31 protein-coding genes are annotated in these 23,553 nt (G+C 62.2%); 6 read left to right on the forward strand and 25 right to left on the reverse strand.

Going from position 1 to position 23,553, the window contains the following annotated elements; all coding sequences use genetic code 11:
* Positions 1 to 7: 7 nt before the first annotated feature.
* The 3 genes from EAG14_RS20060 to EAG14_RS20070 all read left to right on the forward strand — a co-directional run bounded on the left by EAG14_RS20060 (position 8) and on the right by EAG14_RS20070 (position 2,682).
* Positions 8 to 727, forward strand: a complete 720-nt coding sequence (locus EAG14_RS20060; RefSeq protein WP_121729925.1) for an AraC family transcriptional regulator — start codon at positions 8 to 10, stop codon at positions 725 to 727.
* Between the two features lie 149 nt (positions 728 to 876).
* Positions 877 to 1,749: a DMT family transporter gene (locus EAG14_RS20065; protein WP_121729926.1), complete on the forward strand. Its 873-nt coding sequence runs from the start codon at positions 877 to 879 to the stop codon at positions 1,747 to 1,749.
* A gap of 24 nt (positions 1,750 to 1,773) precedes the next feature.
* Positions 1,774 to 2,682, forward strand: a complete 909-nt coding sequence (locus tag EAG14_RS20070) for a DMT family transporter (protein ID WP_121729927.1) — start codon at positions 1,774 to 1,776, stop codon at positions 2,680 to 2,682.
* 77 nt (positions 2,683 to 2,759) lie between these two features.
* Here EAG14_RS20070 and ptsP read toward each other — a convergent pair whose 3' ends face one another.
* The 5 genes from ptsP to EAG14_RS20095 form a co-directional block, all read right to left on the reverse strand.
* Positions 2,760 to 4,508, reverse strand: coding sequence for a phosphoenolpyruvate--protein phosphotransferase (gene ptsP, locus EAG14_RS20075; protein ID WP_121729928.1), 1,749 nt, complete (start codon positions 4,506 to 4,508; stop codon positions 2,760 to 2,762).
* A gap of 64 nt (positions 4,509 to 4,572) precedes the next feature.
* Positions 4,573 to 4,842, reverse strand: coding sequence for an HPr family phosphocarrier protein (locus EAG14_RS20080; protein ID WP_099657595.1), 270 nt, complete (start codon positions 4,840 to 4,842; stop codon positions 4,573 to 4,575).
* Complete coding sequence (locus EAG14_RS20085) at positions 4,811 to 5,260, reverse strand: PTS sugar transporter subunit IIA (RefSeq protein WP_099657594.1); 450 nt, start codon at positions 5,258 to 5,260, stop codon at positions 4,811 to 4,813. The genes EAG14_RS20080 and EAG14_RS20085 overlap by 32 nt, the downstream gene beginning before the upstream one ends.
* Entirely contained in the window at positions 5,257 to 6,561 is a 1,305-nt protein-coding gene (locus EAG14_RS20090) for a nitrate/nitrite transporter (protein WP_371414430.1), read from the reverse strand. The genes EAG14_RS20085 and EAG14_RS20090 overlap by 4 nt, the downstream gene beginning before the upstream one ends.
* A 68-nt stretch (positions 6,562 to 6,629) precedes the next feature.
* Entirely contained in the window at positions 6,630 to 7,181 is a 552-nt protein-coding gene (locus tag EAG14_RS20095) for a hypothetical protein (protein WP_121729930.1), read from the reverse strand.
* A gap of 261 nt (positions 7,182 to 7,442) precedes the next feature.
* Here EAG14_RS20095 and EAG14_RS20100 point away from each other — a divergent pair, with 261 nt between their 5' ends.
* Complete coding sequence (locus EAG14_RS20100; protein ID WP_099742822.1) at positions 7,443 to 7,946, forward strand: TlpA disulfide reductase family protein; 504 nt, start codon at positions 7,443 to 7,445, stop codon at positions 7,944 to 7,946.
* A 233-nt stretch (positions 7,947 to 8,179) separates the two neighbouring features.
* On the opposite strand, the gene EAG14_RS20105 is transcribed toward EAG14_RS20100, so the two are convergent.
* Positions 8,180 to 8,635 (reverse strand): cytochrome c, encoded by a 456-nt coding sequence (locus tag EAG14_RS20105; protein ID WP_099657590.1) that lies wholly within the window; start codon positions 8,633 to 8,635, stop codon positions 8,180 to 8,182.
* Between the two features lie 205 nt (positions 8,636 to 8,840).
* On the opposite strand from EAG14_RS20105, the gene EAG14_RS20110 reads away from it, so the two are divergent.
* Entirely contained in the window at positions 8,841 to 9,509 is a 669-nt protein-coding gene (locus tag EAG14_RS20110) for a cytochrome b/b6 domain-containing protein (protein WP_121729931.1), read from the forward strand.
* A gap of 114 nt (positions 9,510 to 9,623) precedes the next feature.
* A complete protein-coding gene (locus EAG14_RS20115; RefSeq protein WP_121730572.1) occupies positions 9,624 to 10,115 on the forward strand; it encodes a GNAT family N-acetyltransferase in 492 nt (163 codons plus the stop codon).
* 215 nt (positions 10,116 to 10,330) lie between these two features.
* Here the strand turns inward: EAG14_RS20115 and EAG14_RS20120 are convergent, their stop codons facing one another.
* The 19 genes from EAG14_RS20120 to EAG14_RS20210 form a co-directional block, all read right to left on the reverse strand.
* On the reverse strand, positions 10,331 to 10,837 hold the full coding sequence (locus EAG14_RS20120) for a peroxiredoxin (protein ID WP_099742820.1): 507 nt from the start codon (positions 10,835 to 10,837) through the stop codon (positions 10,331 to 10,333).
* A gap of 112 nt (positions 10,838 to 10,949) precedes the next feature.
* The gene (gene rpsQ, locus EAG14_RS20125) at positions 10,950 to 11,219 is read right to left on the reverse strand and encodes a 30S ribosomal protein S17 (RefSeq protein WP_015012192.1); all 270 of its coding nucleotides are present in this window, start codon (positions 11,217 to 11,219) and stop codon (positions 10,950 to 10,952) included.
* A gap of 9 nt (positions 11,220 to 11,228) precedes the next feature.
* Positions 11,229 to 11,423 (reverse strand): 50S ribosomal protein L29, encoded by a 195-nt coding sequence (gene rpmC / locus EAG14_RS20130; RefSeq protein ID WP_099657587.1) that lies wholly within the window; start codon positions 11,421 to 11,423, stop codon positions 11,229 to 11,231.
* Positions 11,424 to 11,439: 16 nt separating this feature from the next.
* On the reverse strand, positions 11,440 to 11,856 hold the full coding sequence (rplP, locus tag EAG14_RS20135) for a 50S ribosomal protein L16 (protein WP_007847799.1): 417 nt from the start codon (positions 11,854 to 11,856) through the stop codon (positions 11,440 to 11,442).
* Between the two features lie 2 nt (positions 11,857 to 11,858).
* A complete protein-coding gene (gene rpsC / locus EAG14_RS20140; RefSeq protein WP_099657586.1) occupies positions 11,859 to 12,740 on the reverse strand; it encodes a 30S ribosomal protein S3 in 882 nt (293 codons plus the stop codon).
* A 14-nt stretch (positions 12,741 to 12,754) separates the two neighbouring features.
* Positions 12,755 to 13,087, reverse strand: a complete 333-nt coding sequence (rplV, locus tag EAG14_RS20145; RefSeq protein ID WP_005796970.1) for a 50S ribosomal protein L22 — start codon at positions 13,085 to 13,087, stop codon at positions 12,755 to 12,757.
* 9 nt (positions 13,088 to 13,096) lie between these two features.
* Positions 13,097 to 13,375: a 30S ribosomal protein S19 gene (gene rpsS, locus EAG14_RS20150; RefSeq protein WP_005796963.1), complete on the reverse strand. Its 279-nt coding sequence runs from the start codon at positions 13,373 to 13,375 to the stop codon at positions 13,097 to 13,099.
* 10 nt (positions 13,376 to 13,385) lie between these two features.
* Positions 13,386 to 14,210 carry a 50S ribosomal protein L2 gene (gene rplB, locus EAG14_RS20155; protein ID WP_044397443.1) on the reverse strand — a complete coding sequence of 275 codons (825 nt, stop codon included), beginning with the start codon at positions 14,208 to 14,210 and terminating at the stop codon, positions 13,386 to 13,388.
* 2 nt (positions 14,211 to 14,212) lie between these two features.
* Entirely contained in the window at positions 14,213 to 14,527 is a 315-nt protein-coding gene (gene rplW, locus EAG14_RS20160; protein ID WP_099657585.1) for a 50S ribosomal protein L23, read from the reverse strand.
* Positions 14,524 to 15,144 carry a 50S ribosomal protein L4 gene (gene rplD, locus EAG14_RS20165; RefSeq protein ID WP_008906425.1) on the reverse strand — a complete coding sequence of 207 codons (621 nt, stop codon included), beginning with the start codon at positions 15,142 to 15,144 and terminating at the stop codon, positions 14,524 to 14,526. Before rplD ends, rplW begins: the two co-directional genes overlap by 4 nt.
* Entirely contained in the window at positions 15,144 to 15,818 is a 675-nt protein-coding gene (gene rplC / locus EAG14_RS20170; protein ID WP_099657584.1) for a 50S ribosomal protein L3, read from the reverse strand. The genes rplD and rplC overlap by 1 nt, the downstream gene beginning before the upstream one ends.
* Positions 15,819 to 16,019: 201 nt before the next feature.
* Entirely contained in the window at positions 16,020 to 16,331 is a 312-nt protein-coding gene (gene rpsJ / locus EAG14_RS20175) for a 30S ribosomal protein S10 (protein ID WP_005796953.1), read from the reverse strand.
* A gap of 23 nt (positions 16,332 to 16,354) precedes the next feature.
* The gene (gene tuf / locus EAG14_RS20180; protein ID WP_099657583.1) at positions 16,355 to 17,545 is read right to left on the reverse strand and encodes an elongation factor Tu; all 1,191 of its coding nucleotides are present in this window, start codon (positions 17,543 to 17,545) and stop codon (positions 16,355 to 16,357) included.
* A gap of 136 nt (positions 17,546 to 17,681) precedes the next feature.
* Positions 17,682 to 19,784 (reverse strand): elongation factor G, encoded by a 2,103-nt coding sequence (gene fusA, locus EAG14_RS20185; RefSeq protein ID WP_099657582.1) that lies wholly within the window; start codon positions 19,782 to 19,784, stop codon positions 17,682 to 17,684.
* 150 nt (positions 19,785 to 19,934) lie between these two features.
* Positions 19,935 to 20,408, reverse strand: coding sequence for a 30S ribosomal protein S7 (rpsG, locus tag EAG14_RS20190; RefSeq protein ID WP_005798541.1), 474 nt, complete (start codon positions 20,406 to 20,408; stop codon positions 19,935 to 19,937).
* A gap of 173 nt (positions 20,409 to 20,581) precedes the next feature.
* Complete coding sequence (gene rpsL, locus EAG14_RS20195; protein ID WP_008905797.1) at positions 20,582 to 20,959, reverse strand: 30S ribosomal protein S12; 378 nt, start codon at positions 20,957 to 20,959, stop codon at positions 20,582 to 20,584.
* 164 nt (positions 20,960 to 21,123) lie between these two features.
* A complete protein-coding gene (locus EAG14_RS20200) occupies positions 21,124 to 22,296 on the reverse strand; it encodes a D-alanyl-D-alanine carboxypeptidase family protein (protein ID WP_099657581.1) in 1,173 nt (390 codons plus the stop codon).
* 162 nt (positions 22,297 to 22,458) lie between these two features.
* Positions 22,459 to 23,112: an alpha/beta hydrolase gene (locus tag EAG14_RS20205; RefSeq protein WP_121729932.1), complete on the reverse strand. Its 654-nt coding sequence runs from the start codon at positions 23,110 to 23,112 to the stop codon at positions 22,459 to 22,461.
* Positions 23,113 to 23,188: 76 nt separating this feature from the next.
* The gene (locus tag EAG14_RS20210; RefSeq protein WP_099657579.1) at positions 23,189 to 23,551 is read right to left on the reverse strand and encodes a ferredoxin; all 363 of its coding nucleotides are present in this window, start codon (positions 23,549 to 23,551) and stop codon (positions 23,189 to 23,191) included.
* Positions 23,552 to 23,553: the final 2 nt, after the last annotated feature.

Consider the following 23,553-nt stretch of genomic DNA (forward strand, 5'->3'; position numbering starts at 1 on the left):
CCCAGCCATGGCCAACGCCGCCGATGCCCTCACGCTGCGGCGCTACGGCCCCTCGCCAGGCAGCCACAGCCATGACCATTTCCAGGTGCTGCTGGGCCTGGAGGGGACGCTGGAGCTGGAGATTGAAGGCCGCGGCCTGCGCGTGGCCCATGGCAACGGCTGCGTGATTGAGCCCGGCGCTCGGCACGATTTTGAGTCCCGCCGGGGCAGCCTGTGCCTTGTGCTTGACAGCGCCCACGCGGGCTGGACGGCCTATGCCCAGCGCAACGAACCCTTGCCCGCACAGGCTCGCCCGTTGGCGCAATACCTGGCCAGCGCCCTGCTGCAAGGCCGCCCGCTGGCCCAGGCCCATGGCCCGGCCCTGCTGCTGGAGGCTTGGGGCGCAACCCCATCGGCCACCAGCGCGGCATCGCGGCGCCGGTCCATCGATTGGCTGCAACTCTCACAGTGGGCAGCCCGCGAGTGGCACAGGGCCCTCACCGTGGCCGAGCTCGCCCAGCGCGTGCACCTGAGCCCCAGCCAGTTCGGCGCCCGTTGCCGCGAGGAGCTGGGCCTGGGCGCCATCGAGTGGCTGCGCAGCCAACGCCTGGCCCAGGCCCGCTTGCTGCGGGACAGCGGCCTGTCGGTGGCCGAGGTGGCGCACCAAACGGGCTACCGCTCGCCCTCGGCGCTGACGGCCGCACTGCGGCGCGATGCGCCAGGCAAAACACTGCCCGCCGCACGCTGACCGCCCCCCAAAGCAAGCGCTGGCAGACCGGGCCATCGCCCTGCGCCAGCGCGACCGGTGCACACACCCTCGTGTACACCCGCCGCACGCGACGATATTCCATCGTTGCGCGACGACCGCCGGGGCGGCAAACCCCCTACAGTCGGCCCATGTCCTCTGCGCCGCCACCCCACCCTCACGCGTCCAACCTCAAAGCCAATGCTTATGCCCTGGGCGCCATTGCCCTGTGGGCCTCCCTGGCCTCGCTGGGCGTATCGCTCACGCATGTGCCGCCCTTCTTGCTCACGGGCATCGCGCTCATCCTGGGCAGCGTGCCGGCGTGGCCGTTTGTGCTGCGAGATCCCGCCCAGTGGCGCATCCCCCTGCGCACGTTGGCACTGGGCATTTATGGCTTGTTTGCTTACCACTTCCTGCTGTTCATCGCGCTGCGGCATGCGCCTGCGGTAGAGGCCAACCTCGTCAACTACCTGTGGCCGCTGTTCATCGTCGTGCTGTCGCCCGTGATCTTGCCGGGGGTGCGCTTGCGCACTGCGCATGTGCTGGCCGCCTTGCTGGGCTTTGGTGGCGCGGCCATCGCCATCGTCGGTGGGCGTGAGCTGAGCGGGGACCTGGCCTGGGGCTACCTGCCCGCGCTGGCGGCGGCGTTCATCTGGGCCAGCTACTCGCTGCTGACCAAGCGTGTAGCGGCATTCCCCACCACGGCGATTGGCCTGTTCGGCCTGGTGTCTGGCGCACTGTCGCTGCTGTGCCATGTGCTGCTGGAGCCCAGCACCACGCTGCAGTGGCGCGACTGGGGCCTGCTGGCCTTGCTGGGGCTGGGGCCTCTGGGCGCGTCGTTTTTCATGTGGGACAAGGCGCTGAAGCTGGGCGATGCACGGCAGATTGGCATCCTGAGCTACATCACCCCGCTGGCCTCCACCACCCTGCTGGTGCTGGTGAGCGGGCGCCCCTTCAGCTGCAGCATCGTGGTGGCCACCGGGATGATCTTGGCCGCAGCTGTGCTGGGCATGCGCGCCCGCTAAAGCGCACACCCGCGCCCTCAGCCCATGGCCCATCCGCCCCCTTCCACCGGCCCGCACGCCACGACCAAGCCCCTTGCGCTGATGGCGCCCGGCGCATTCGTGCTGATCTGGTCCACCGGATTTTTGGTGGGGCGCGGCGTGGCGCCCCATGCCGACCCTTTCTGGTTTCTGTCTGCGCGATTTGCCTGCGTAGCGCTCGCCTTCAGCGCTGCTGCACTGTGGGTGCGCGCCACCTGGCCCAGCGGGGGGCGGCGCATTGCACTGCACTTGCTGGCCGGTGCCTTGATGAGCGGCATTTACCTGGGGCCGAGCTGGTGGGCCATGGCGCGTGGCATGCCCGCCGGGGTGATGGCATTGATCGGAGCGCTGCAGCCGCTGTTCACCGCCCTGGTGGCCGTGCTGTGGCTGCGGCAACACCTGCCTGCGCGCACCTGGGGCGGGTTGGCGCTGGGCTTTGGTGGCGTGGCCCTGGTGCTGGCCCCGCGCCTGGCTGCCACCGATGCCGGTGCGCTGCCATGGCCCGTGGTGCTGGCCGCAGCGGGGAGCATTGTGTCGCTCACCCTGGGGGCCATGGTGCAAAAGTCGCGCTGGCTAGCGCAAGACGACCTGCGCAGTGCCAGTGCGGTGCAAAACCTGGGCGCGGTGGGCGTGCTGCTTGCCATGGCCCTGACCCTGGGCACGCCCCACTGGGACGGCTCGGCCGCGCTGTGGGGTTCGTTGGCGTTTGCGGTGGTGGTGCTGTCGATTGGCGGTGCCACGCTGCTGATCTGGCTGATGCGCCGGGGCGAGGCCACCCGCACCGCCGCGCTGCTGCTGGCCGTGCCGCCGCTGGCCGCGCTGGAGGCCTGGGCCCTCTTTGGCGAAACGCTGGCCCCCTTGCAACTGCTGGGCTTTGTGCTGGCCATGGCTGGCGTGGCGCTGGCCAGGCGCTGAGGCATTAAAGGCAAAAATGCCTCTAGCGCTTTATTTACAAGCGCTAGCAGCTATCAAATATATAGCAAACAATCCAATCAACTGCCAGGCGTGAGCGACATCTCGCCCAGCATCACCTGCTGCGCCCAAGGCGTGAGCTTGCGGGTATCGGCGCGCAGCACTTCCTGCTTCACCGCCAGGATCTGCGCCGGGTGCATGGAGAAGCTGCGCAAACCCAGGCCCAGCAGCAGGCGCGTCATGGTCACATCGCCCGCAGTCTCTCCGCACACCGACACCACCTTACCCTGGGCGTGCCCTTCGGCAATCACATCGGCCACCAGCCGCAGCACGGCGGGGTGCAACGGGTCGTACAAGTGCGCCACGGCCTCGTCGGCACGGTCAATGGCCAGCGTGTACTGGATCAAATCGTTGGTGCCGATGGACAGGAAATCGAAGTATTTGAAGAAGGTGCGCACCATCAGCGCAGCCGCTGGAATCTCGATCATTGCGCCCAGTTGCACATCGCCATAGGCCACGCCACGCGCGTCCAGCTCGGCCCGGGCCAGCTCCACCTGGGCCAGGGTCTGGGTGATCTCAGAGACATGCGCCAGCATGGGGAACAGCAGCTTGACCTTGCCATGCGCCGCTGCGCGCAGCACGGCGCGCAGCTGGGTGCGGAACATGGCCGGGTCGGCCAGACTCCAGCGGATGGCGCGCAGGCCCAGGGCGGGGTTCAGGTGCGTGTCTTTGTGGCCCTTGTCCAGCGGCTTATCGGCCCCCACGTCGATGGTGCGGATGGTGACAGGCAAGCCCTGCATACCGTCCAGCGCCTGCCGGTAAGCCAGGTACTGCGCTTCCTCGCCCGGCAATTTGCCGGTTTTGCCCATGAAGAGGAATTCGCTGCGAAACAGCCCGACCCCCACGGCCCCGGCCAGCACGGCAGTGGGGGCGTCGTCGGGCTGCTCGATGTTGGCCAGCAGCTCGATCTTTTGCCCATCGATGGTGACGGCAGGCGTGTGCCGCAGGCGAGACAGGCGCTCGCGTTCCAGCTCGCCCTGGCGCTGGCGAAAGCCGTACTCGGCCAGGATGATGGGCGAGGGGTCCACGATCATCACGCCCGCATCGCCGTCGATGATGACCCAGTCGTCCTGGCGCACCAGTTGGCTGGCGGCACGCGCGCCCACCACGGCCGGAATGTCCATGCTGCGCGCCACGATGGCGGTGTGCGATGTCTTACCACCCACGTCCGTCACAAAACCGGCAAACACGCTTTGCTTGAACTGCAGCATGTCGGCGGGAGACAGGTCGTGTGCCACCAGCACCAGGGGCACGTCCACGGTGTCGTCCAGCAGCAGGTCTTGTTGCGTTTTGCGGCGCTGGCTGATGGGCGGCGCCACAGGGCTGTCCACGCCTTTCATGTAGCGCAGGATGCGCTCGACCACCTGCTCCAGATCGGCCTTGCGCTCACGCAAGTACTCGTCTTCCATCTCGTCAAACTGGCGCGCGATGACTTCAAGCTGCGTGGTCAGCGCCCATTCGGCGTTGTACAGGCGCTCGGTAATCCAGTGCTTGACGCCACCTGTCAGGGCCTCGTCCTGCAGCAGCATCAGGTGCACATCCAGCAGCGCCGTCAACTCGGGCGGTGCGTCGGTGGGCATGTCGGCCTGCAGGCGCTGCAGCTCTTCCACCACGGCATTGCGCCCCTGGCGCACCCGTTCAATTTCAGCAGCCACCTGCTCGGGCTGGACAAAGTAATGCGCCACATCCACCCGGCTGGACGCCACCAGCACGGCGCGGCCAATGGCGATACCTCGCGCAACGGCCAGGCCATGGACGGAAAAGGTCATTCAGCAGTCTCCTGTGGGCTGTGTGCTGTGTACGGGCGGCGGCAAGCGTTGTCAGACCTTGCGGTCACTCCCCTTCGCCAAACTTGTCGGCAATCAGCGCCAGCAGCGCGTCCATCGCTTCCTGTTCGCGGTCGCCATGGGTTTCCAGTTCCACTTCCGAGCCAATGCCTGCGGCCAGCATCATCACGCCCATGATGCTTTTGGCATTCACGCGGCGGTCGCCACGGCTCATGAAAACGTCACACGGAAAACTGCCCGCCAGCTTGGTGAGCTTGGCAGAGGCGCGGGCGTGCAGGCCCAGCTTATTGCTGATGGTCGTACGGGTCTTGATCATGGATATTGCGTCGGGACTGGTTTTGCGGTGCGGCAATGGCCACCTGCATCACCCCCTGCGTGCCGCCCACCACTGCGCGGGAGACGACGGAATCCAAGGGTTCGGCACGGTAGCTGACAGCGCGCAGCAGCATGGGAAGGTTGACCCCCGTGACAAGGCGGGAGCGCACGCCGTCCACCAAGCGCTGGGCCACGTTGCAAGGCGTGGCGCCAAACACATCGGTCAGCACCAGCGTCGTATCGGTGGCCATGTTGGCAAGCAGGATGCGCGCCTGGGCCAGGGTTTCCTCCGGTGGCTCGTGGGGCTGCACATCCAGTGCGGTGACGGCGGCGCCGCAGTCGGCAAACACATGCAGCGCACATTCGCGCAGTGCATGGGCCAAGGGGGCGTGGGCAATGATGAGGATGCTGGTGCTCATGGGTGGGCGGTTTGCTTTGCATTATGGCGCCGTGGCTGCAGCACAAACCACGCGTACGCAACCACGTTGCAAGCCAGGTACACCGCCATGGCCGCCCGAAACGATGCCACCGTGCCCCAGCCCAGCGCGGCAAACGCATCCACGGCCAGGCCAATGCCCCACTGCACCACAAACACCCCGGCAAAAATCACCAGGTTGAAGGCCGACAACGCGCGCCCCGCCAGCGCGGGCACAAACGCCAGGGCCAGAGCAGGCTGCGAGAGCGAGACAAAACTGCTGGCCATGCAAAACAGCGCCCACGCTGCGCCGCCCGCACGCGGGCCCGCCAGCACCGTGCACAGCAGCACCAGCAAGCTCAGCGGCAGCCCCCAGAGCATGAGCCGGTTGGCGTCCCAGCCACGCCGCAGCAGCCAGGGACTGAGCATGCCCCAGGACCAAAAGGTGCAGAGCATGGAGACATTGATCCAGAACAGCCCCGTGGCCGCCTGCAGCGGCGTGTAGCCTGCCACCTGCTGCATCCAGGGCCCGGCCCACAGCGTCTGCACGGCCACCATGCCGCCGTACACACAAAACGCCAGCGGCGCCAGGCGCTGAAAGTACGGGTGCCGCCACACCATGCGGTAGCCCGCTGGGGGAGCCACATCGCCCACCATATCGCCAACGGCATCGCCCCCCACCGCGCGCTGCGCAGGCAATGCGGCGCGCCAGGCTGGCACGCGCAGTGCAATCAGCAGCATGGCCAGCGCAATCAGGCCCGCCAGGGCCCAGAACAAGGGCCGCCAGCCCACCAGGGGCAGCGCCCACTGCACGGGCAGGGTCGAGGCCACCATGCCGAGCGAGCCCGTCATCAGCATCCACGAATTGGCCCGCATCTGAGCCGTGGGCTCCAGCCAGCGCCGGTAGCCCGTCAGGGGCGCCATCAGGCAGGCGCTGACGCCCGCCCCGCACAGCACGCGCCCGGCCAGCAGCCCGGCAAACCCCATGGCCTGCGAAAACACCAGGCAGCCCAGCACCGCCACTCCCAAAAAACCCAGCGACACCTTGCGCGGACCATGCCGGTCCAGCCACCGGCCCAGCGGCAGCTGCATGGCGGCAAAGCCCAAAAAGTAGCCGCCCGCCAACAGCCCCAGGTCGCGGGCCTGCAGTGCAAATTCCTGCGCCAGCGTGGGGGCCAGCGTGGCAGTGACGGCCCGCACCAGGGCCGATAGAAAGTACGCAAACGCAAAGGTCAGAAAAACGGCGACGGCAGAGCGCCACTCCAGCGTGCTGCTGGATGCGCTGGCGACATTGGCAACATGGATAGAAGGCAGCGCCGTGCCCGCCTTGGGCTCGCTTGCAGGCGCGGCATCGGAGGAATCTGCAGGGTGTCTCACTTCAGCTCCAGGCCAGCAAAAAAGGTGTCGGCCACCGCCGGCTGCGGCTTGGGCGACAACACCACGGCGTGGTAGACCAGCACCTCGCCGCCCACCGCCCGCGCAAACCATACCGCCTGGGCCGCGACGGCGGCGCCATCGGGCCTGCGCCCCAGCACGGTGGTGCGCACCGCTTGCGGCACGGCCAGAGCACCGGGAGGCACAAAGGGCTGAGGGGCAGGCGCAGCACCTGGCACCGAAGCGGGAACCCCCATGCGAGCCAGGGCGGCCGCCTGCCAATGCTCCAGTGCCCGCCCCACCTGCGAAGGGTCGGCCAGACGGGTATACGACACAGCAAACGTGGCGCCGTCGGCATCACACCCCAGCATGGACATCGCCAAAGGCGTGCCGGCCAGCTCCACCGTGCGCGTCGCCTGCTCGGGCTTACAAGGGAGCATGGCCTGCAACGCCGCTTCGGGCACCGGCACGCTGCGCCAGTTCAAGGCCGGGCTGCAGGCTTGCAGCCCCAGGGCGGCCCCCAGCGCCAACCAGCGCGCGCGATTCCTCATTGCGGTCCATGGTCGTTTCATAGGGCCATTATCAGCAGCACCAGCATTGCGCACGGCAGAACTTTTATGCAACCGCTGACTCCCACTTCGGCTGCAGACTGCAGCAGTGGGTGGAACGACCTTGCCTTGGGTCAAGTTTCAAGGTGCCACCAACAACGCCCGTGGGGTGAATCAAGGACAATCAACTGCACGCTGCGGCGCAGCACGCCGTAGCCCGAAGCCGCCGTTGAGCGTCTGCGGGCTTGCGCATACGAGGACATCATGGGTATCAAACATTGGTTGGGCGGATTGGCCGTGGTGGCGTTTGCAGGCATCGGCGCCTATGTGTACCTGGACACGGGCCGCTCGGCCGCCCCCGAGAGCACGTTTGTGCTGCTCGACGGCTCACGCCAGTCCACCGCCGATCTGCGCGGCAAAGTCACGCTGGTCAACTTCTGGGCCACCAGCTGCACGACCTGCGTGGCCGAAATGCCCGAGATCATTGCCACCCACAAGAAATACGCCACCCAGGGTTTTGAAACCATGGCCGTGGCCATGAGCTACGACCCGCCCAGCTACGTGGTCAACTTTGCCGAAACGCGCAAGCTGCCCTTCAAGGTTGCCATCGACAACACCGGCGCGGTGGCCAAAGCCTGGGGCGATGTGCGCCTGACCCCCACCACCTACTTGGTCAACAAGCGCGGCGAGATCGTGAAAAGCTATGTGGGGGCGCCCGACTTCCCCGCGCTGCATCAGCTGATTGAGAAATTGCTGGCAGAGACCTGAGCAGCCCAGCCCCTGAAACGCAAAAGGCCGATTTCAATGAAATCGGCCTTTTGCGTTTCCGCCCGCGGTATTGGCTGGCTGCAATACGGCTTCACCAATCCATGCCCAGGCACGCCGCAAGCCGGGGGACGCCGCGCAAGGGCCGCCCCGCCGCGCTGACGTCGTCCTCCTTCCCGAATCGCTCAGCGATTCGAGAGAAAGGGGATGCGGCGAAGCCGCTCAGGGGGTTGTCTTTACTTCGAGCGGAAATTGTCATGGCAGGCCTTGCAGGTGCCTGCCGTCGCGCCAAAGGCGGTCTTCACGTTGTCGAGGTTGCCGGTTTTGGCGGCTGCCGCCAGCTTGGTGGCCTCAGCCTGCAGCTTGTCCGAATGATCCTTGAACTTGGCCTGCTCCGCCCATACGGCAGGCAGCGCCTTGGTGGGAGCGCCCTTGTCGGTGCCTGCGCCAAAGGCTTCCCATGGCAGCTTGGACATCACGGCCACGATGTCTGCACTCTCTTGCGCAGCCTTGGCGTCAAACGGCGCCTTGCCATTGGCCATGGCGCCAATGCGGGAGAAATGCTGGGCCATCACGACAAAAGCACTTTGGCGGTATTTGATGGCGTCTTCGGCCTTGGCAAACTCGGCCGAGGCCGGGGCCGACAAAGTGACCGCAGCGGCGGCCAGGGCAAATGCAGCAAGTTTCTTCATGGGGACTTCCTTTGTAATGGGGTGGCTGGGCGCCGCGAAGCGGCCCATGGGGTTGGCAGAGGTGCGTGCCCACAGGCCCTGGAGCCCAGGCGCAGTATGCCCTGAGCCATCTTTTTTTGCCGAACACTGGCAGAACCGGAGCGCCCATCGGAGCGGCCCACCTGTCGCACAATGCCAATCTCACCAAAACGCCCACGGAGTTTTCATGCCGCAGCACACCGTCCGCATCTGGGATTTGCCCACCCGCCTGTTCCACTGGCTGCTGGCCAGCAGCATCGTGGGTCTGGTCATCACCGCCAAAGTCGGTGGCAACGCCATGGTCTGGCATTTCCGGCTGGGCTATGTGGTGCTGGCGCTGGTCGCCTTCCGGCTGGTGTGGGGCCTGGTGGGTGGGCGCTGGTCGCGCTTTGCGTCATTTGTGCCCACGCCCGCACGGCTGCTGAACTACCTGCGAGGCAACCCCCGCCCCCAAGACAAGGCCGGACACAACCCGCTCGGCGCGTTGTCGGTGCTGGCGCTGCTGGGCGTGACCGCAGCCCAGGTCAGCAGCGGCTTGTTCACCGACGACGAAATCGCCTTCTCAGGCCCACTGACGCGCTTTGTCTCGGGCGAAGTCGTCTCGCAGTTCACCACGTACCACAAAGAGGTAGGGCAGTGCCTGCTGCTGGGTCTGGTGGCGCTGCACTTGCTGGCGATTGTGTTTTACGCGCTGGTCCGCAAGGAGCGCATCGTCCGACCCATGGTGCAGGGCGACAAGCAACTGCCAGACGCCGTCCCGCCGAGCCTTGACAGCTTGGGCACCCGCGCACTGGCCATCGCCCTGGCGGGGGCTTGTGCCGCACTGGCATGGTGGGTGTCCAGCCTGGGGGGCTAACTGCGGCACAGAAAGCACCTTGGGCACAGCACAGTGCAGCCTTGACGCGTCTTCAGGGCGGCCAGAGAAGGAGCCGCTACACTGCGCCTTCCGATACAACCGTTGCCGAGCATTGTGGAAAAGCCCACCGTGACCCTGGTCACACCCTCTTGCGCGCAAGAGATGGAGGCCGTTCGGGAGATATTTCGAGAGTACGCCCAGAGCCTGGGCATCGATCTGTGCTTCCAGAACTTCGAAGACGAGCTGGCCCAGTTGCCTGGAGACTATGCCCCACCCCGGGGCCAACTCTTGTTGGCCATGGTCGACGGTGCTGTGGCGGGCTGCTGCGCACTGCGCCCCGTGGACGGCACCGACTATCCCAACGCCAGCGAGATGAAGCGACTGTACGTGCGCAAAGCCTTTCGGGGCTTTGGCCTGGGCCGCGAACTGGCCGAAGCCAGCCTGGATGCCGCCCGCCGTGCCGGTTATGCCTGCGTGCTGCTCGACACGCTGGACGAGATGGAATCCGCACGGGCGCTGTACACAGACCTGGGCTTTCAAGAGATCCCACCCTACTATCACAACCCCATTGCAGGGGCGCACTACCTCAAGGTCAATATTGACTAATGGTGGGGAATGGAATGGCAGGTTTGAAAGAAAATGGGCACTAGCGCTTGATAGACAAGCGCTAGCAGCTATATATTCGATAGCAAACAGCCGAGAGACTGATGCTTGGGCCTTTGCCGAAGAGCCTGGTCAACAAGGCAGGCATTGCACCCACCCCGACCTTGCAGCAGGGCGACCCGACCTCTCAGCGTGACGCATGAGAGGTGAGTGCATGCTTAGGCCTTGGCCTGCGCCAGCAAAGTGCCAGCGTCGCTGACCTCAAATTTGCCGGGGCCTTCCACGTTCAAGGTCACCACCTTGCCGTCGCGCACCAGCATCGAATAGCGGTTGCTGCGCAGGCCCAGGCCCTTGCCCGTCAGATCCAGTGTGAGGCCCGTGGCCTTGGCAAAGGCAGCGTCGCCATCGGCCAGCATGCGCACCTTGCCTTCGGTTTTCTGGTCACGCGCCCAGGCACCCATCACAAAGGCGTCGTTCACGCTCAGGCACCAGATTTCATCCACGCCAGCCGCCTTGAACTCTTCTGCTTTTTCCAGGTAACCAGGCACGTGCTTGGCAGAGCAGGTGGGGGTGAATGCCCCTGGCAAGGCAAACAAGGCAATGGTCTTGCCCGCAGTGGCCTTATCCACCGGCACGGGGTTCGGGCCGATGCTGCAGCCTTCGCCTTCCACTTCCGAGTATTCCATCAGCGTTGTTGCAGGCAGGGTGTCACCAATTTTGATCATTGCATCTTCTCCTTGAGCGAATCGCCGGGGCCTCGAAAGCGGCCCCAAAAAGCAAAACGGCCCACATTGTGGGCCGTTTTGAAAGGGCTTTGGAGCCTTGAGCCTTTAGGGCTTACAGCAGACCAGCCTTTTGAACCAAGCGGGTAGCAACCCAGTTCTTGGTCTTGGACAGCGGACGGCTTTCGGTGATTTCGATCACATCGCCCAGCTTGTACTCACCCTTTTCGTCGTGGGCGTGGTACTTGCTCGACTTTGCAACGATCTTGCCGTAGAGCTCGTGCTTCACACGACGCTCCACCAGCACGGTCACAGTCTTTTGACGCTTGTCGCTGACCACCTTGCCAATCAAGGTGCGCTTGAGGGATTTTTTAGGTTCCGTCATGTGGGCTCCTTACTTGGCGGCTTGCTTTTCAGCAAGAATGGTCTTGGCACGGGCGATGTCGCGGCGGGTGGTACGCAGCGTGTTGGTGTTAGCCAACTGCTGTGTAGCCTTCTGCATACGCAGACCGAAATGGGCCTTTTGCAAGGACTTGATTTCGGCTTCGATACCGGCGACGTCTTTTTGGCGCAGTTCAGTAGTCTTCATTGCTTGTTCTCCTGAATTACGAACCAATGTGACGGCTGACGAACGTGGTGCGCAGCGGCAGCTTGGCGGCAGCCAGGCGGAACGCTTCGCGGGCCAGTTCTTCAGGCACACCGACGATTTCGAACACGATCTTGCCGGGCTGGATTTCGGCCACGTAGTACTCGGGGTTGCCCTTACCGTTACCCATACGCACTTCTGCGGGCTTGGTAGAGATTGGCTTGTCCGGGAACACGCGGATCCAGATACGGCCGCCACGCTTGACGTGACGGGAAATCGCACGGCGTGCAGCTTCGATCTGGCGGGCCGTCAGACGGCCACGATCGGTGCACTTCAGACCGAAATCACCGAACGCAACGGAGGCACCCCGAGTTGCGACGCCAGTGTTACGGCCTTTTTGCTCCTTGCGGTATTTGCGGCGAGCAGGTTGCAGCATCTTTATTCTCCTTTGCCGTCCGCTGCTGTAGCGGGCGCGTCAGCTTTACGAACGCGCTTAACGGCGGTTGCATCAGCGCCACCGGCACCGGCGGGCTTGTCGCTGCCATCAGCAGGGGCCACATTGGCACCTACGGGACGGCGAGGACCGCGACCTGCACCGGCACGGTCGCCACCTGGGCGGCCATCACGGCGTGGGCCACGTGGGCGACGCTCTTCTTCCGGACGTGGAGTTTCCACGGCTGGCAGATCGTTGCGACCCAGTGTGTCACCCTTGTAGACCCAGACCTTGACGCCGATCACACCGTAGGTGGTCTTGGCTTCAGAGGTGCCGTAGTCGATATCAGCGCGCAGGGTGTGCAGTGGCACACGGCCTTCGCGGTACCACTCGGTACGGGCGATTTCGATACCGTTCAGACGACCAGACGACATGATCTTGATGCCTTGGGCACCCAGACGCATGGCGTTTTGCATGGCGCGCTTCATGGCACGACGGAACATGATCCGCTTTTCGAGCTGCTGCGTGATGCTGTCAGCGATCAGCTTGGCATCGATTTCAGGCTTGCGCACTTCTTCGATGTTCACTGCGACAGGCACGCCCAGACGGGTCGCGAGTTCCTTCTTCAGGTTCTCGATGTCTTCGCCCTTCTTGCCGATCACCACACCAGGACGAGCCGAGTAAATGGTGATGCGTGCGTTCTTGGCAGGACGCTCGATCAGGATGCGCGAAACGGCGGCGTTCTTCAGCTTGGCCTTCAGGTATTCGCGAACCTTGATGTCTTCGGCCAGCATGCCGGCGAAGTCACGGTTGCTCGCGTACCAGCGGCTGGACCAGTTGCGGCTAACCGCAAGGCGGAAGCCAGTAGGATGGATTTTTTGTCCCATAGTCTTCCTTGGCCTCAGTTACCAACCGTCACGTACACATGGCACGTGGGCTTGCTGATGCGGTTGCCGCGGCCTTTGGCGCGCGCGGTGAAGCGCTTGAGCGTGGTGCCTTGTTCGACGTAGATGGTCTTGACCTTCAGTTCGTCGATGTCAGCGCCATCGTTGTGTTCTGCATTGGCAATTGCCGATTCCAGAACCTTCTTGACGATGCCAGCAGCTTTTTTCTGCGTGAATGTCAGGATGTTCAGAGCCTGGTCCACCTTCTTGCCGCGGATCAGGTCCGCAACCAGACGGCCTTTGTCGACCGACAGACGGACGCCCCGGAGGACTGCACGTGTTTCAGACATGGTCGTTCCTTACTTCTTCTGGACTTTTTTGTCCGCGGGGTGACCCTTGAAGGTGCGCGTCAGGGCGAATTCGCCCAGCTTGTGGCCCACCATCTGGTCGGTGACGTAGACAGGCACGTGCTGCTTACCGTTGTGCACGGCAATGGTCAGACCGATGAACTCGGGCAGAACCATGGAGCGACGCGACCAAGTCTTCACTGGCTTCTTATCCTTGGTGGCAACGGCTTTTTCAACCTTGGCCAGCAAGTGATGGTCAACAAATGGACCCTTTTTGAGAGAGCGAGTCATCTGTTACCCCTTACTTCTTGCGACGCGACACAATCATGACTTGTGTGCGCTTGTTGTTACGGGTGCGATAACCCTTGGTCAGATTGCCCCAAGGATCGACTGCATGACGGCCTTCGCCGGTGCGGCCTTCGCCACCACCGTGAGGGTGATCCACAGGGTTCATGGCTACGCCACGAACCGTAGGACGAATACCCATCCAACGCTTCACACCGGCCTTGCCCAATTGGCGCAGGCTGTGTTCTTCGTTAGCCACTTCACCAATGGTGGCGCGGCATTCGATGTGGATCTTGCGCACTTCGCCGGAACGCATACGCACTTGGGCGTAGATGCCTTCACGGGCCAGCAGCGTTGCCGAAGCACCTGCCGAGCGAGCGATTTGAGCACCGGCACCGGGCTTGAGCTCGATGCAGTGGATGGTCGAACCCACGGGGATGTTGCGGATAGGCAGCGTGTTGCCTGCGCGGATCGGGGCTTCCGAACCGGAGTGCAGGGTTGCGCCAACTTCCAGACCACGGGGAGCGATGATGTAACGACGCTCGCCGTCGGCATAGCACACCAGAGCGATGTGGGCCGTACGGTTGGGATCGTATTCAATGCGCTCAACCTTGGCGGCAATGCCGTCCTTGTTGCGCTTGAAGTCCACGACACGGTAGTGGTGCTTGTGACCACCGCCCTTGTGGCGGGTCGTGATGTGACCGTTGTTGTTACGGCCAGCCTTCTGGAATTGTGGCTCCAGCAGGGGGGCGTAAGCTTCACCCTTGTACAGGTGGTCACGGGTAACCTTCACCACAGCACGTTGGCCGGGCGAAGTGGGTTTCATTTTAATGACGGCCATGATTACGCAGCCTCCCCAGAGAGGTTCAGCTCTTGACCTGGTTGCAGCGTGACGTATGCCTTGCGAACGTTGTCGCGGCGGCCCACAGTCTTGCCAAAACGCTTGGTCTTCCCTTTGGTGTTCACCACGGAAACGCCCTTGACCTCAACCTTGAACATCAATTCCACAGCGGCCTTGATTTCTGGCTTGGAAGCGTTTTGCAGCACCTTGAACGTCACAGCATTGGACTTTTCAGCAACCATAGTGGCCTTTTCGGACACGATGGGAGCGACCAGCACTTGCATCAGACGACCTTCGTCAAACTTGAGTGTGCTCATGCGAACATCTCCTTGAGTTTGTCGATAGCGCCCTTGGTGACGAGCACTTTCTTGAAACGCACCAGCGACACGGGATCGGCGTAACGTGGCTCAACAACGAGCACGTTCACCAGATTGCGCGAGGCCAGGTACAGGTTTTCGTCCACTTCATCGGCAATCACCATCACCGATTGCAGGTTCATCGCCTTGAACTTGTCAGCCAAAACCTTGGTCTTGGGCGAGTCCAGCTTCAGCGAGTCGACCACAGCCAGACGGCCTTCGCGGGCCAGCTGCGACAAAATCGCAGACATGCCAGCGCGGTACATCTTCTTGTTGATCTTCTGTGTGAAGTTTTCGTCCGGCATGTTCGGGAAAATCCGACCACCCCCACGCCACAGAGGCGAGGAAGTCATACCAGCACGTGCGTTACCCGTACCCTTTTGCTTGAAAGGCTTCTTGGTCGAGTGACGAACTTGTTCGCGGTCCTTCTGGGCGCGAGTGCCTTGACGGGCGTTGGCCTGGTAGGCCACCACGATCTGGTGAACCAGATCTTCGTTGTATTCACGACCGAACACGGTTTCGGGAACATCCAGCTTGGATGCGCCTTGGCCTTGGTCATTCAGGAGTTCGAGCTGCATTAGTTCGCTCCTTTAGAGGCTTTGGCCTTGACGGCGGGACGCACTGTCACGAACCCACCCTTGGAGCCCGGAATAGCGCCCTTGATCAAGAGCAGTTGACGCGCTTCATCGATGCGAATGACATCGAGGTTTTGCGTGGTCTTGGTGACGTCGCCCAGGTGGCCAGTCATGCGCTTGCCGGGGAACACACGACCTGGGTCTTGTGCCATACCGATCGAGCCGGGCACGTTGTGCGAACGGCTGTTACCGTGCGAAGCACGTTGCGAAGCCATGTTGTGGCGCTTGATGGTACCGGCGTAGCCCTTACCAATCGAAGTACCTTGCACGTCGACCTTTTGACCCACGGAAAACACGGACGTTACAGCCACAGATGCGCCAGCTTGGTACTGGGCAGCGGTGTCAGCCGTCACGCGGAATTCTTGGATGATTTCACCGGCTTCCACACCTGCCTTAGCAAGGTGACCGGCTTCTGGCTTGGTAACACGCGATGCTTTGCGCGAACCGAACGTGACCTGCAGGGCCACGTAGCCATCGTTCTCTTGGGTTTTGATCTGGGTAACACGGTTGTTAGAAACATCAACCACTGTGACAGGCACTGCGTCCCCATCATCAGTGAACAGACGCATCATGCCCACCTTGCGACCCAGCAACCCCAGGGAGTTGCTCAGACTCATTTGTTTCTCCAAAACTCTCACCGCTGTGACTTCAATTGGCCTCAGCGTTTGCGCGCCAGCGCGTGAAAGAAGGTTAATAAAACTTCACTCCTCTGCATACGCAAAGAAAGCGAAGCCCTAAAGTATAACGCGGACTGCTTTTTCAAGCAAGTCCGCGTTATTGACCATCGGACGGGCCCTGGCGAGCCCGCCTTCAGGGGATTACTGCAGCTTGATTTCGACGTCCACGCCAGCAGGCAGGTCGAGCTTCATCAGTGCGTCCACCGTCTTGTCTGTTGGATCAACGATGTCCATCAGGCGTTGGTGCGTACGGATTTCAAGCTGGTCACGGCTGGTCTTGTTGACGTGCGGCGAACGCAGAATGTCAAAACGCTTCATGCGGGTTGGCAGTGGCACAGGGCCCTTGACAATCGCACCGGTGCGCTTGGCTGTGTCAACGATCTCAGCAGCAGACTGATCGATCAACTTGTAATCGAACGCCTTCAGGCGGATGCGGATTTTTTGCTTGGACATGGCAAGTTCCTTTTGCTTAAAAATTAAGCAATGATCTTGGCAACCACGCCGGCGCCCACAGTGCGGCCGCCTTCGCGGATAGCAAAGCGCAGGCCTTCTTCCATAGCGATGGGGTTGATCAGCTTCACAGTGATCGACACGTTGTCGCCAGGCATGACCATTTCCTTGTCGGCTGGCAGCTCGATGGCGCCAGTCACGTCAGTCGTACGGAAGTAGAACTGAGGACGGTAGTTGTTGAAGAAAGGCGTGTGACGGCCGCCTTCGTCCTTGCTCAGCACATACACTTCGGCAGTGAAGTGGGTGTGTGGCTTGATCGAGTTGGGCTTGCACAGCACTTGGCCGCGCTCGACGTCTTCGCGCTTGGTGCCGCGCAGCAGCAGGCCAACGTTGTCGCCAGCTTGACCTTGGTCCAGCAGCTTGCGGAACATTTCCACGCCGGTGCAGGTGGTCTTTTGTGTGTCGCGGATACCGACGATTTCGATTTCTTCGCCGACCTTGATGATGCCGCGCTCGATACGGCCCGTCACCACGGTGCCACGACCGGAGATCGAGAACACGTCTTCCACAGGCATCAGGAAGGCACCGTCCACAGCGCGCTCAGGCGTAGGGATGTAGGTGTCCAGGGCTTCGGCCAGCTTGTCGATGGCTTGTTCGCCCAGAGGGCCCTTGTCGCCTTCCAGAGCCAGCTTGGCGGAACCACGCACGATGGGGGTGTCGTCGCCAGGGAAGCTGTATTTGTCCAGGAGTTCGCGAACTTCCATTTCGACGAGTTCCAGCAGTTCTTCGTCGTCCACCATGTCGCACTTGTTCAGGAACACGATGATGTAAGGCACGCCCACTTGGCGGGCCAGCAGGATGTGTTCGCGGGTCTGGGGCATTGGGCCGTCAGCAGCGGAGCACACCAAGATAGCGCCATCCATTTGGGCAGCGCCGGTGATCATGTTCTTCACATAGTCAGCGTGGCCAGGGCAGTCCACGTGAGCGTAGTGGCGGTTGGCGGTTTCGTATTCAACGTGGGCAGTGTTGATGGTAATGCCGCGTGCCTTTTCTTCGGGCGCTGCGTCGATTTCATCGTACTTCTTGGCTTCGCCGCCAAACTTGGCAGACAGCACGGTAGCGATAGCAGCCGTCAGGGTTGTCTTGCCATGGTCCACGTGACCGATGGTGCCCACGTTGACGTGGGGCTTGGTGCGTTCAAACTTACCTTTTGCCATTTTGCAATCTCCAAAGAGCAATACCTGTGTAGTGGTTTAACGTCTGCATTCGGTTGCTGATTCGCCCCGCACAGGGAACAGGGCGGCACCGGATCGCAGACAAAGCAAAGCCCGGGTCGGAACCCGGGCCCAGAACTTACTTGGCGCGCGAAGCCATGATGGCTTCAGACACATTGCGAGGGGCTTCGCTGTAGTGCTTGAATTCCATCGAGTACGTGGCGCGACCTTGGGTTGCGGAACGCAGCGAAGTCGAGTAGCCGAACATTTCGGACAGCGGCACTTCAGCACGGATGGCCTTGCCACCGCCTGGGATGTCGTCCATGCCCTGCACCATGCCGCGGCGGCTGGACAAGTCACCCATCACGGTACCGGCGTAGTCTTCAGGTGTTTCCACTTCCACGGCCATCATGGGCTCCAGGATCACGGGGTTGGCCTTGCGGCAACCTTCCTTGAAACCAAAGATGGCAGCCATCTTGAACGCCAATTCGTTCGAGTCCACATCGTGGTACGAACCGAAGTGCAGCGTGACCTTGACGTCCACCACGGGGTAGCCAGCCAACACACCTTGCGTGACGGCTTCGTTGAAGCCCTTTTCCACCGCAGGGATGAATTCTCGAGGAACCACACCGCCCTTGATGGCGTCCACGAATTCGTTGCCCTTGCCGGCTTCGTTCGGCTCGATCTTGAGCACGACGTGGCCGTACTGACCCTTACCGCCGGACTGGCGCACGAACTTGCCTTCGGCTTCTTCCACCGTCTTGCGAATGGTTTCGCGGTAGGCCACTTGGGGCTTGCCCACGTTGGCTTCCACGCCGAATTCACGCTTCATGCGGTCCACGATAATTTCCAGATGGAGCTCGCCCATCCCGGCAATCAGGGTCTGACCGGATTCTTCGTCGGTCTTCACACGGAAGGATGGATCTTCAGCAGCCAGACGCTGCAAAGCGATACCCATCTTTTCCTGGTCAGCCTTGGTCTTGGGTTCCACGGCCTGTGTGATCACAGGCTCAGGGAACACCATGCGCTCCAGAATCAGCGGCGAATCGATGTCGCTCAGTGTTTCACCGGTGGTAACGTCCTTCAAACCCACGCAAGCAGCGATGTCACCGGCGCGAATTTCTTCGACTTCCTGGCGTTCGTTTGCATGCATTTGCACGATACGGCCGATACGCTCTTTCTTGCCCTTGATCGGGTTGTAGACGGTGTCGCCCTTGGAGAGCACGCCCGAATACACACGCACGAACGTCAACTGACCCACAAACGGGTCGGTCATCAGCTTGAACGCCAGTGCAGAGAACTTCTCGTTATCGTCCGCCTTACGGGTCACTGGCTTTTCGTCTTCATCGGTACCCGTCACGTCAGGAATGTCCGTCGGTGCTGGCAGGTAGTCGATCACGGCGTCCAGCATGCGCTGCACACCCTTGTTCTTGAAGGCGGTGCCGCAGAGCATGGGGTGGATTTCAGTCGCGATCGTGCGGGTGCGCAGACCTTGCTTGATTTCCGCTTCGCTCAAGTCACCCTCTTCGAGGTACTTGTTCATCAGCTCTTCAGAGGCTTCAGCAGCAGCTTCCACCATCTTTTCACGCCATTCCTTGGCGGATTCGAGCAGGTCAGCCGGGATTTCTTCGTAGCTGAACTTCATGCCTTGCGACGCTTCGTCCCACAGGATGGCCTTCATCTTCAGCAGATCGACCACGCCAGTGAACTTGTCTTCAGCGCCAATTGGGATCACCACGGGCACAGGGTTGGCCTTCAGGCGCAACTTCATTTGCTCGTAGACCTTGAAGAAGTTGGCACCGGTACGGTCCATCTTGTTCACAAAGGCCAAACGAGGCACCTTGTACTTGTTGGCTTGGCGCCAAACGGTTTCCGACTGGGGCTGCACGCCACCCACAGCGCAGTACACCATGCAAGCGCCGTCCAGCACGCGCATGGAACGTTCCACTTCGATCGTGAAGTCCACGTGGCCGGGGGTGTCGATGATGTTGAAGCGGTGCTCTTCGTAAGAGTTGTCCATGCCCTTCCAGAAGCAGGTCGTGGCAGCGGACGTGATCGTGATGCCGCGCTCTTGTTCCTGCTCCATCCAGTCCATGGTGGCAGCGCCATCGTGCACTTCACCAATCTTGTGGCTCACGCCTGTGTAGAACAGGATACGTTCGGTGGTCGTGGTCTTGCCAGCGTCAATGTGGGCCGAGATACCGATATTGCGGTAGCGCTCGATGGGAGTCTTGCGAGCCATGGTGGATCCTTGGATGGGTCGTGTTATTCGGGGGACAGGGCAGCCATTGTGGCGCTGCATCCCGTCAATTTTGTGACCGCCTCAATCGCCACAAGGCTGCAGGCAAAAATGCCGGCAGCCTTGCGCTTGACGACGAAGCGACTCGTCGATTTAGAAGCGGAAGTGGCTGAATGCCTTGTTGGCTTCGGCCATGCGGTGCACTTCATCACGCTTCTTCATGGCGCCGCCACGGCCTTCGGTGGCCTCGAGCAGCTCATTGGCCAGGCGTTGGGCCATCGACTTTTCACCGCGCTTGCGGGCGGCTTCCTTGATCCAGCGCATGGACAGAGCCAGGCGACGGACAGGGCGCACTTCCACAGGCACTTGGTAGTTGGCACCGCCCACGCGGCGGGACTTCACTTCCACCATGGGCTTCACGTTGTTGATGGCAACAGTGAAAGCTTCCAGAGGGTCCTTATCGGGGTGCTTCTTCTCGATCAGTTCCAGAGCACCGTAAATGATGCGCTCTGCAACCGCCTTTTTGCCGCCTTCCATGATCACGTTCATGAATTTGGACAGCTCTACATTGCCGAACTTAGGATCCGGCAGGATTTCACGTTTGGGGACTTCGCGACGACGTGGCATTTTTCACCTCTATCTTTGCTTCAGTTGGCGTCTTTTCAGACACCGCGAGAGTCATTGAAACTCCCACTTACTCGACCCGCGCAGAACACCTGCGTTTGGGGTCACTACGCTGCACCTTCCGCGCCACGCGGAAAAACAGCACCGAAAATTCTTCAGACCAGAAGGGCCAGGGCTTACTTGGCCTTTGGCTTCTTCGCGCCGTACTTGGAGCGCGACTGCTTGCGGTCTTTCACGCCTTGCAAGTCGAGCGAACCGCGCACGATGTGGTAACGCACACCAGGCAAGTCCTTGACACGACCGCCGCGAACCAGCACAACGCTGTGTTCTTGCAGGTTGTGGCCTTCACCGCCGATGTAGGAGATGACCTCAAAACCGTTGGTCAGGCGCACCTTGGCGACCTTACGCAGAGCGGAGTTAGGCTTCTTAGGCGTCGTGGTGTACACACGGGTGCACACGCCACGGCGCTGTGGAGAGTTTTCCATCGCGGGGCTCTTGGACTTGGTCTTTTCGACCTCGCGCCCCTGACGGACCAGTTGATTAATGGTTGGCATGAAATACGTCCCTAAACGTGAATTTGCTTCGTGAAAGCGAAAACGTGAATCCCTTCGGAAATTCCGAAAAGCCTTCTAATGTATCAGACTGCAGCGCGAGAGGCAAGCATTGCTTAAATTTACAGCAACCTCACACACTGCATCGCCAAGGCAAATACCCAAGATCACTTGATCCAGAGCCGGATGGCGTCCCAGGCGCGACCCAAAATGCCCGCTTGCTCAACACCTTCCAGCGCCACCAGAGGCACTTCGGCCAGGGTTTGCTCACCCAGCATCACCTTGAGGGAGCCCACGGCTTGCCCCTTGGTAAAGGGCGCGACCAGAGGGTCTGGGCGAGAGACGGCCGTCTTGATCTTGCCGGCGCTGCCTGCAGGCACGGTGACCACGATGGCGTCTGGGCGGCCGATTTTGAGCAGGTTTTCCTTGCCCTTCCAGACCTCGGGCGTGGCCACGGCGGCGTTGGCTTCAAAGAGCTTGACGGCGTCAAACGCGGTGTAGCCCCAGTTCAGCAGCTTTTGGCTTTCGTTGGCACGGGCGTTTTCGCTGGCGGTGCCCAGCACGATCGACAGCAGGCGGCGCTGGCCCACGTTCGGGAAGTCACGCTTGGCCGTGGCCACCAGGCAGTAGCCTGCGGCGGCGGTGTGACCGGTCTTCAGACCGTCCACGGTCGGGTCGCGGAACAGCAGGGTGTTGCGGTTGCTGCCGTTGGATGCAGGCGTGCCGGGGTAGCTGTACTGCTTGGTGGAGTAGTAATGCATGTACTCCGGGAAGTCCTTCATCAGGCGCATGGCCAGCACGCTCAGGTCGCGCGCCGTGGTGGTGTGGCCGGGCTCCGTCAGGCCTTCGGGGTTCTTGTAGCTCGTGCCCTTCATGCCCAGCGCCTGGGCCTGGTCGTTCATGAGCTTGACGAAGTTCTCGGCCGTGCCGCCCACGCCTTCGGCCAGGGCCATGGTGGCGTCGTTGCCGGACTGCACGATCATGCCCTTGATGAGGTCTTCCACCGGAACCTGCATCTTGGGGTCGATGAACATGCGCGAGCCGGGCATCTTCCAGGCGCGCACGCTCACGGGCAGCTTCTGGTCGAGCGTGATCTTCTTGGCGCGCAGGGCGTCAAACACCAGGTAACCCGTCATCAGCTTGGTCAGCGATGCCTGCTCCACCGGCGCGTCGATGTCCTTGGCGGCCAGCACCTGGTTGGCCGTCACGTCCACCAGCAAGTAGGTGCGCGCGGCGATTTCAGGGGGCTGGGGAGCCTGCTGCGCCAGGGCGCCAAATGCGGCGGGCGCAACGGCGGCAAACAAGGCCAGGGATCGCAGGGCGGGCAAGATTCGTTTCATGGGAAGGTCAGGGATGCGGCCAGCGGCCGATGGAAAGAAAGGCAGAACCACCAACCCAGCGGCGGCGCTGTGGGCCACACGCTGCAGAAGGTGACGAGTGATGGGAGGCTGAGTCGTGTGGGGGTGAGAGGTTCCACCTGCGGCGTGCAGGCGAACCCTCTGTTACACCGCCGACTGCAGGTGCCGAACCACCAGGTTTTTGAGCAGCGGCAATTGTCCGTGAAAGAAATGACCGCCTCCGGGCACCACGGTGACGGGCAGTATTTGCGGGCGGGCCCAGTCCATCACGGCCGACAGGGCCACGGTGTCGTCGTGCTCGCCGTGCACCACCAGCGTCCGCAGGTGGGCATCGGGCGGCACCGGCGCCACCGTGAAGCGGCTGGCCGCCGTGCCCACCAGCACGGCACGGTCGATGGTGCGCTGCGGCCACAGCGTGGCCAGGGCGTGGCTGGTGACAAATGCGCCAAACGAGAAGCCTGCCAGCGCCAGGGGCTGCGCGCCCTCGCCTGCGGGCGCCACTTGCTCAATCACCGATAGCAGGTCTTGCAGCTCGCCGCGCCCTTCGTCGTGCGCCCCCTCGGTGGAGCCCACGCCGCGAAAGTTGAAGCGCACCGCCGTCCAGCCGCACTGGACAAAGGCACGCGCCAGGGTCTGCACCACCTTGTTGTCCATGGTGCCGCCAAACAGCGGATGGGGGTGGGCGATGACGGCCACGCCGCGCGGGGCGGCGCCGTCGGGCAGGCTGGCTGCGTCGCGGGCCACCTCGATGGCTCCCGCAGCGCCTTGCAGCAGCAGGCGTTCGGTTTGAGAGTTCACTTTGTGCTATTTATTTGATAGCTTCTAGCGCTTATTTAATAAGCGCCAGGCAGCAATTTCATGCAAAGACCAGGGCTCAACGCCCCAGCTCGGGCGGCACCAGCAAGCGCTCGACCACCTGGCCGTTTTTGAGGTGCGATTCCACGATCTCATCGATGTCGCTGGTATCCACAAAGGTGTACCAGGTTCCCTCGGGGTAGACCACGGCCACGGGGCCTGCGGCGCAGCGGTCCAGGCAACCCGCCTTGTTCACCCGCACCTTGCCCGCGCCCGCCAGGCCTGCAGCCTTGACCTGGGCCTTGCAGCGGTCAAACCCTGCCTGGGCATTGTGGTGCGCGCAGCTGTCTTCGCCGTTGGTGCGCTCGTTCAGGCAAAAGAAGATGTGGCGCTGGTAGTAACCAGGCGCAGCCGAGGTAGGGGTTGGGGTGGGTTCGCTCATGG

This window comes from Acidovorax sp. 1608163 (assembly GCF_003669015.1).
Taxonomy (GTDB): Bacteria; Pseudomonadota; Gammaproteobacteria; order Burkholderiales; family Burkholderiaceae_C; genus Acidovorax.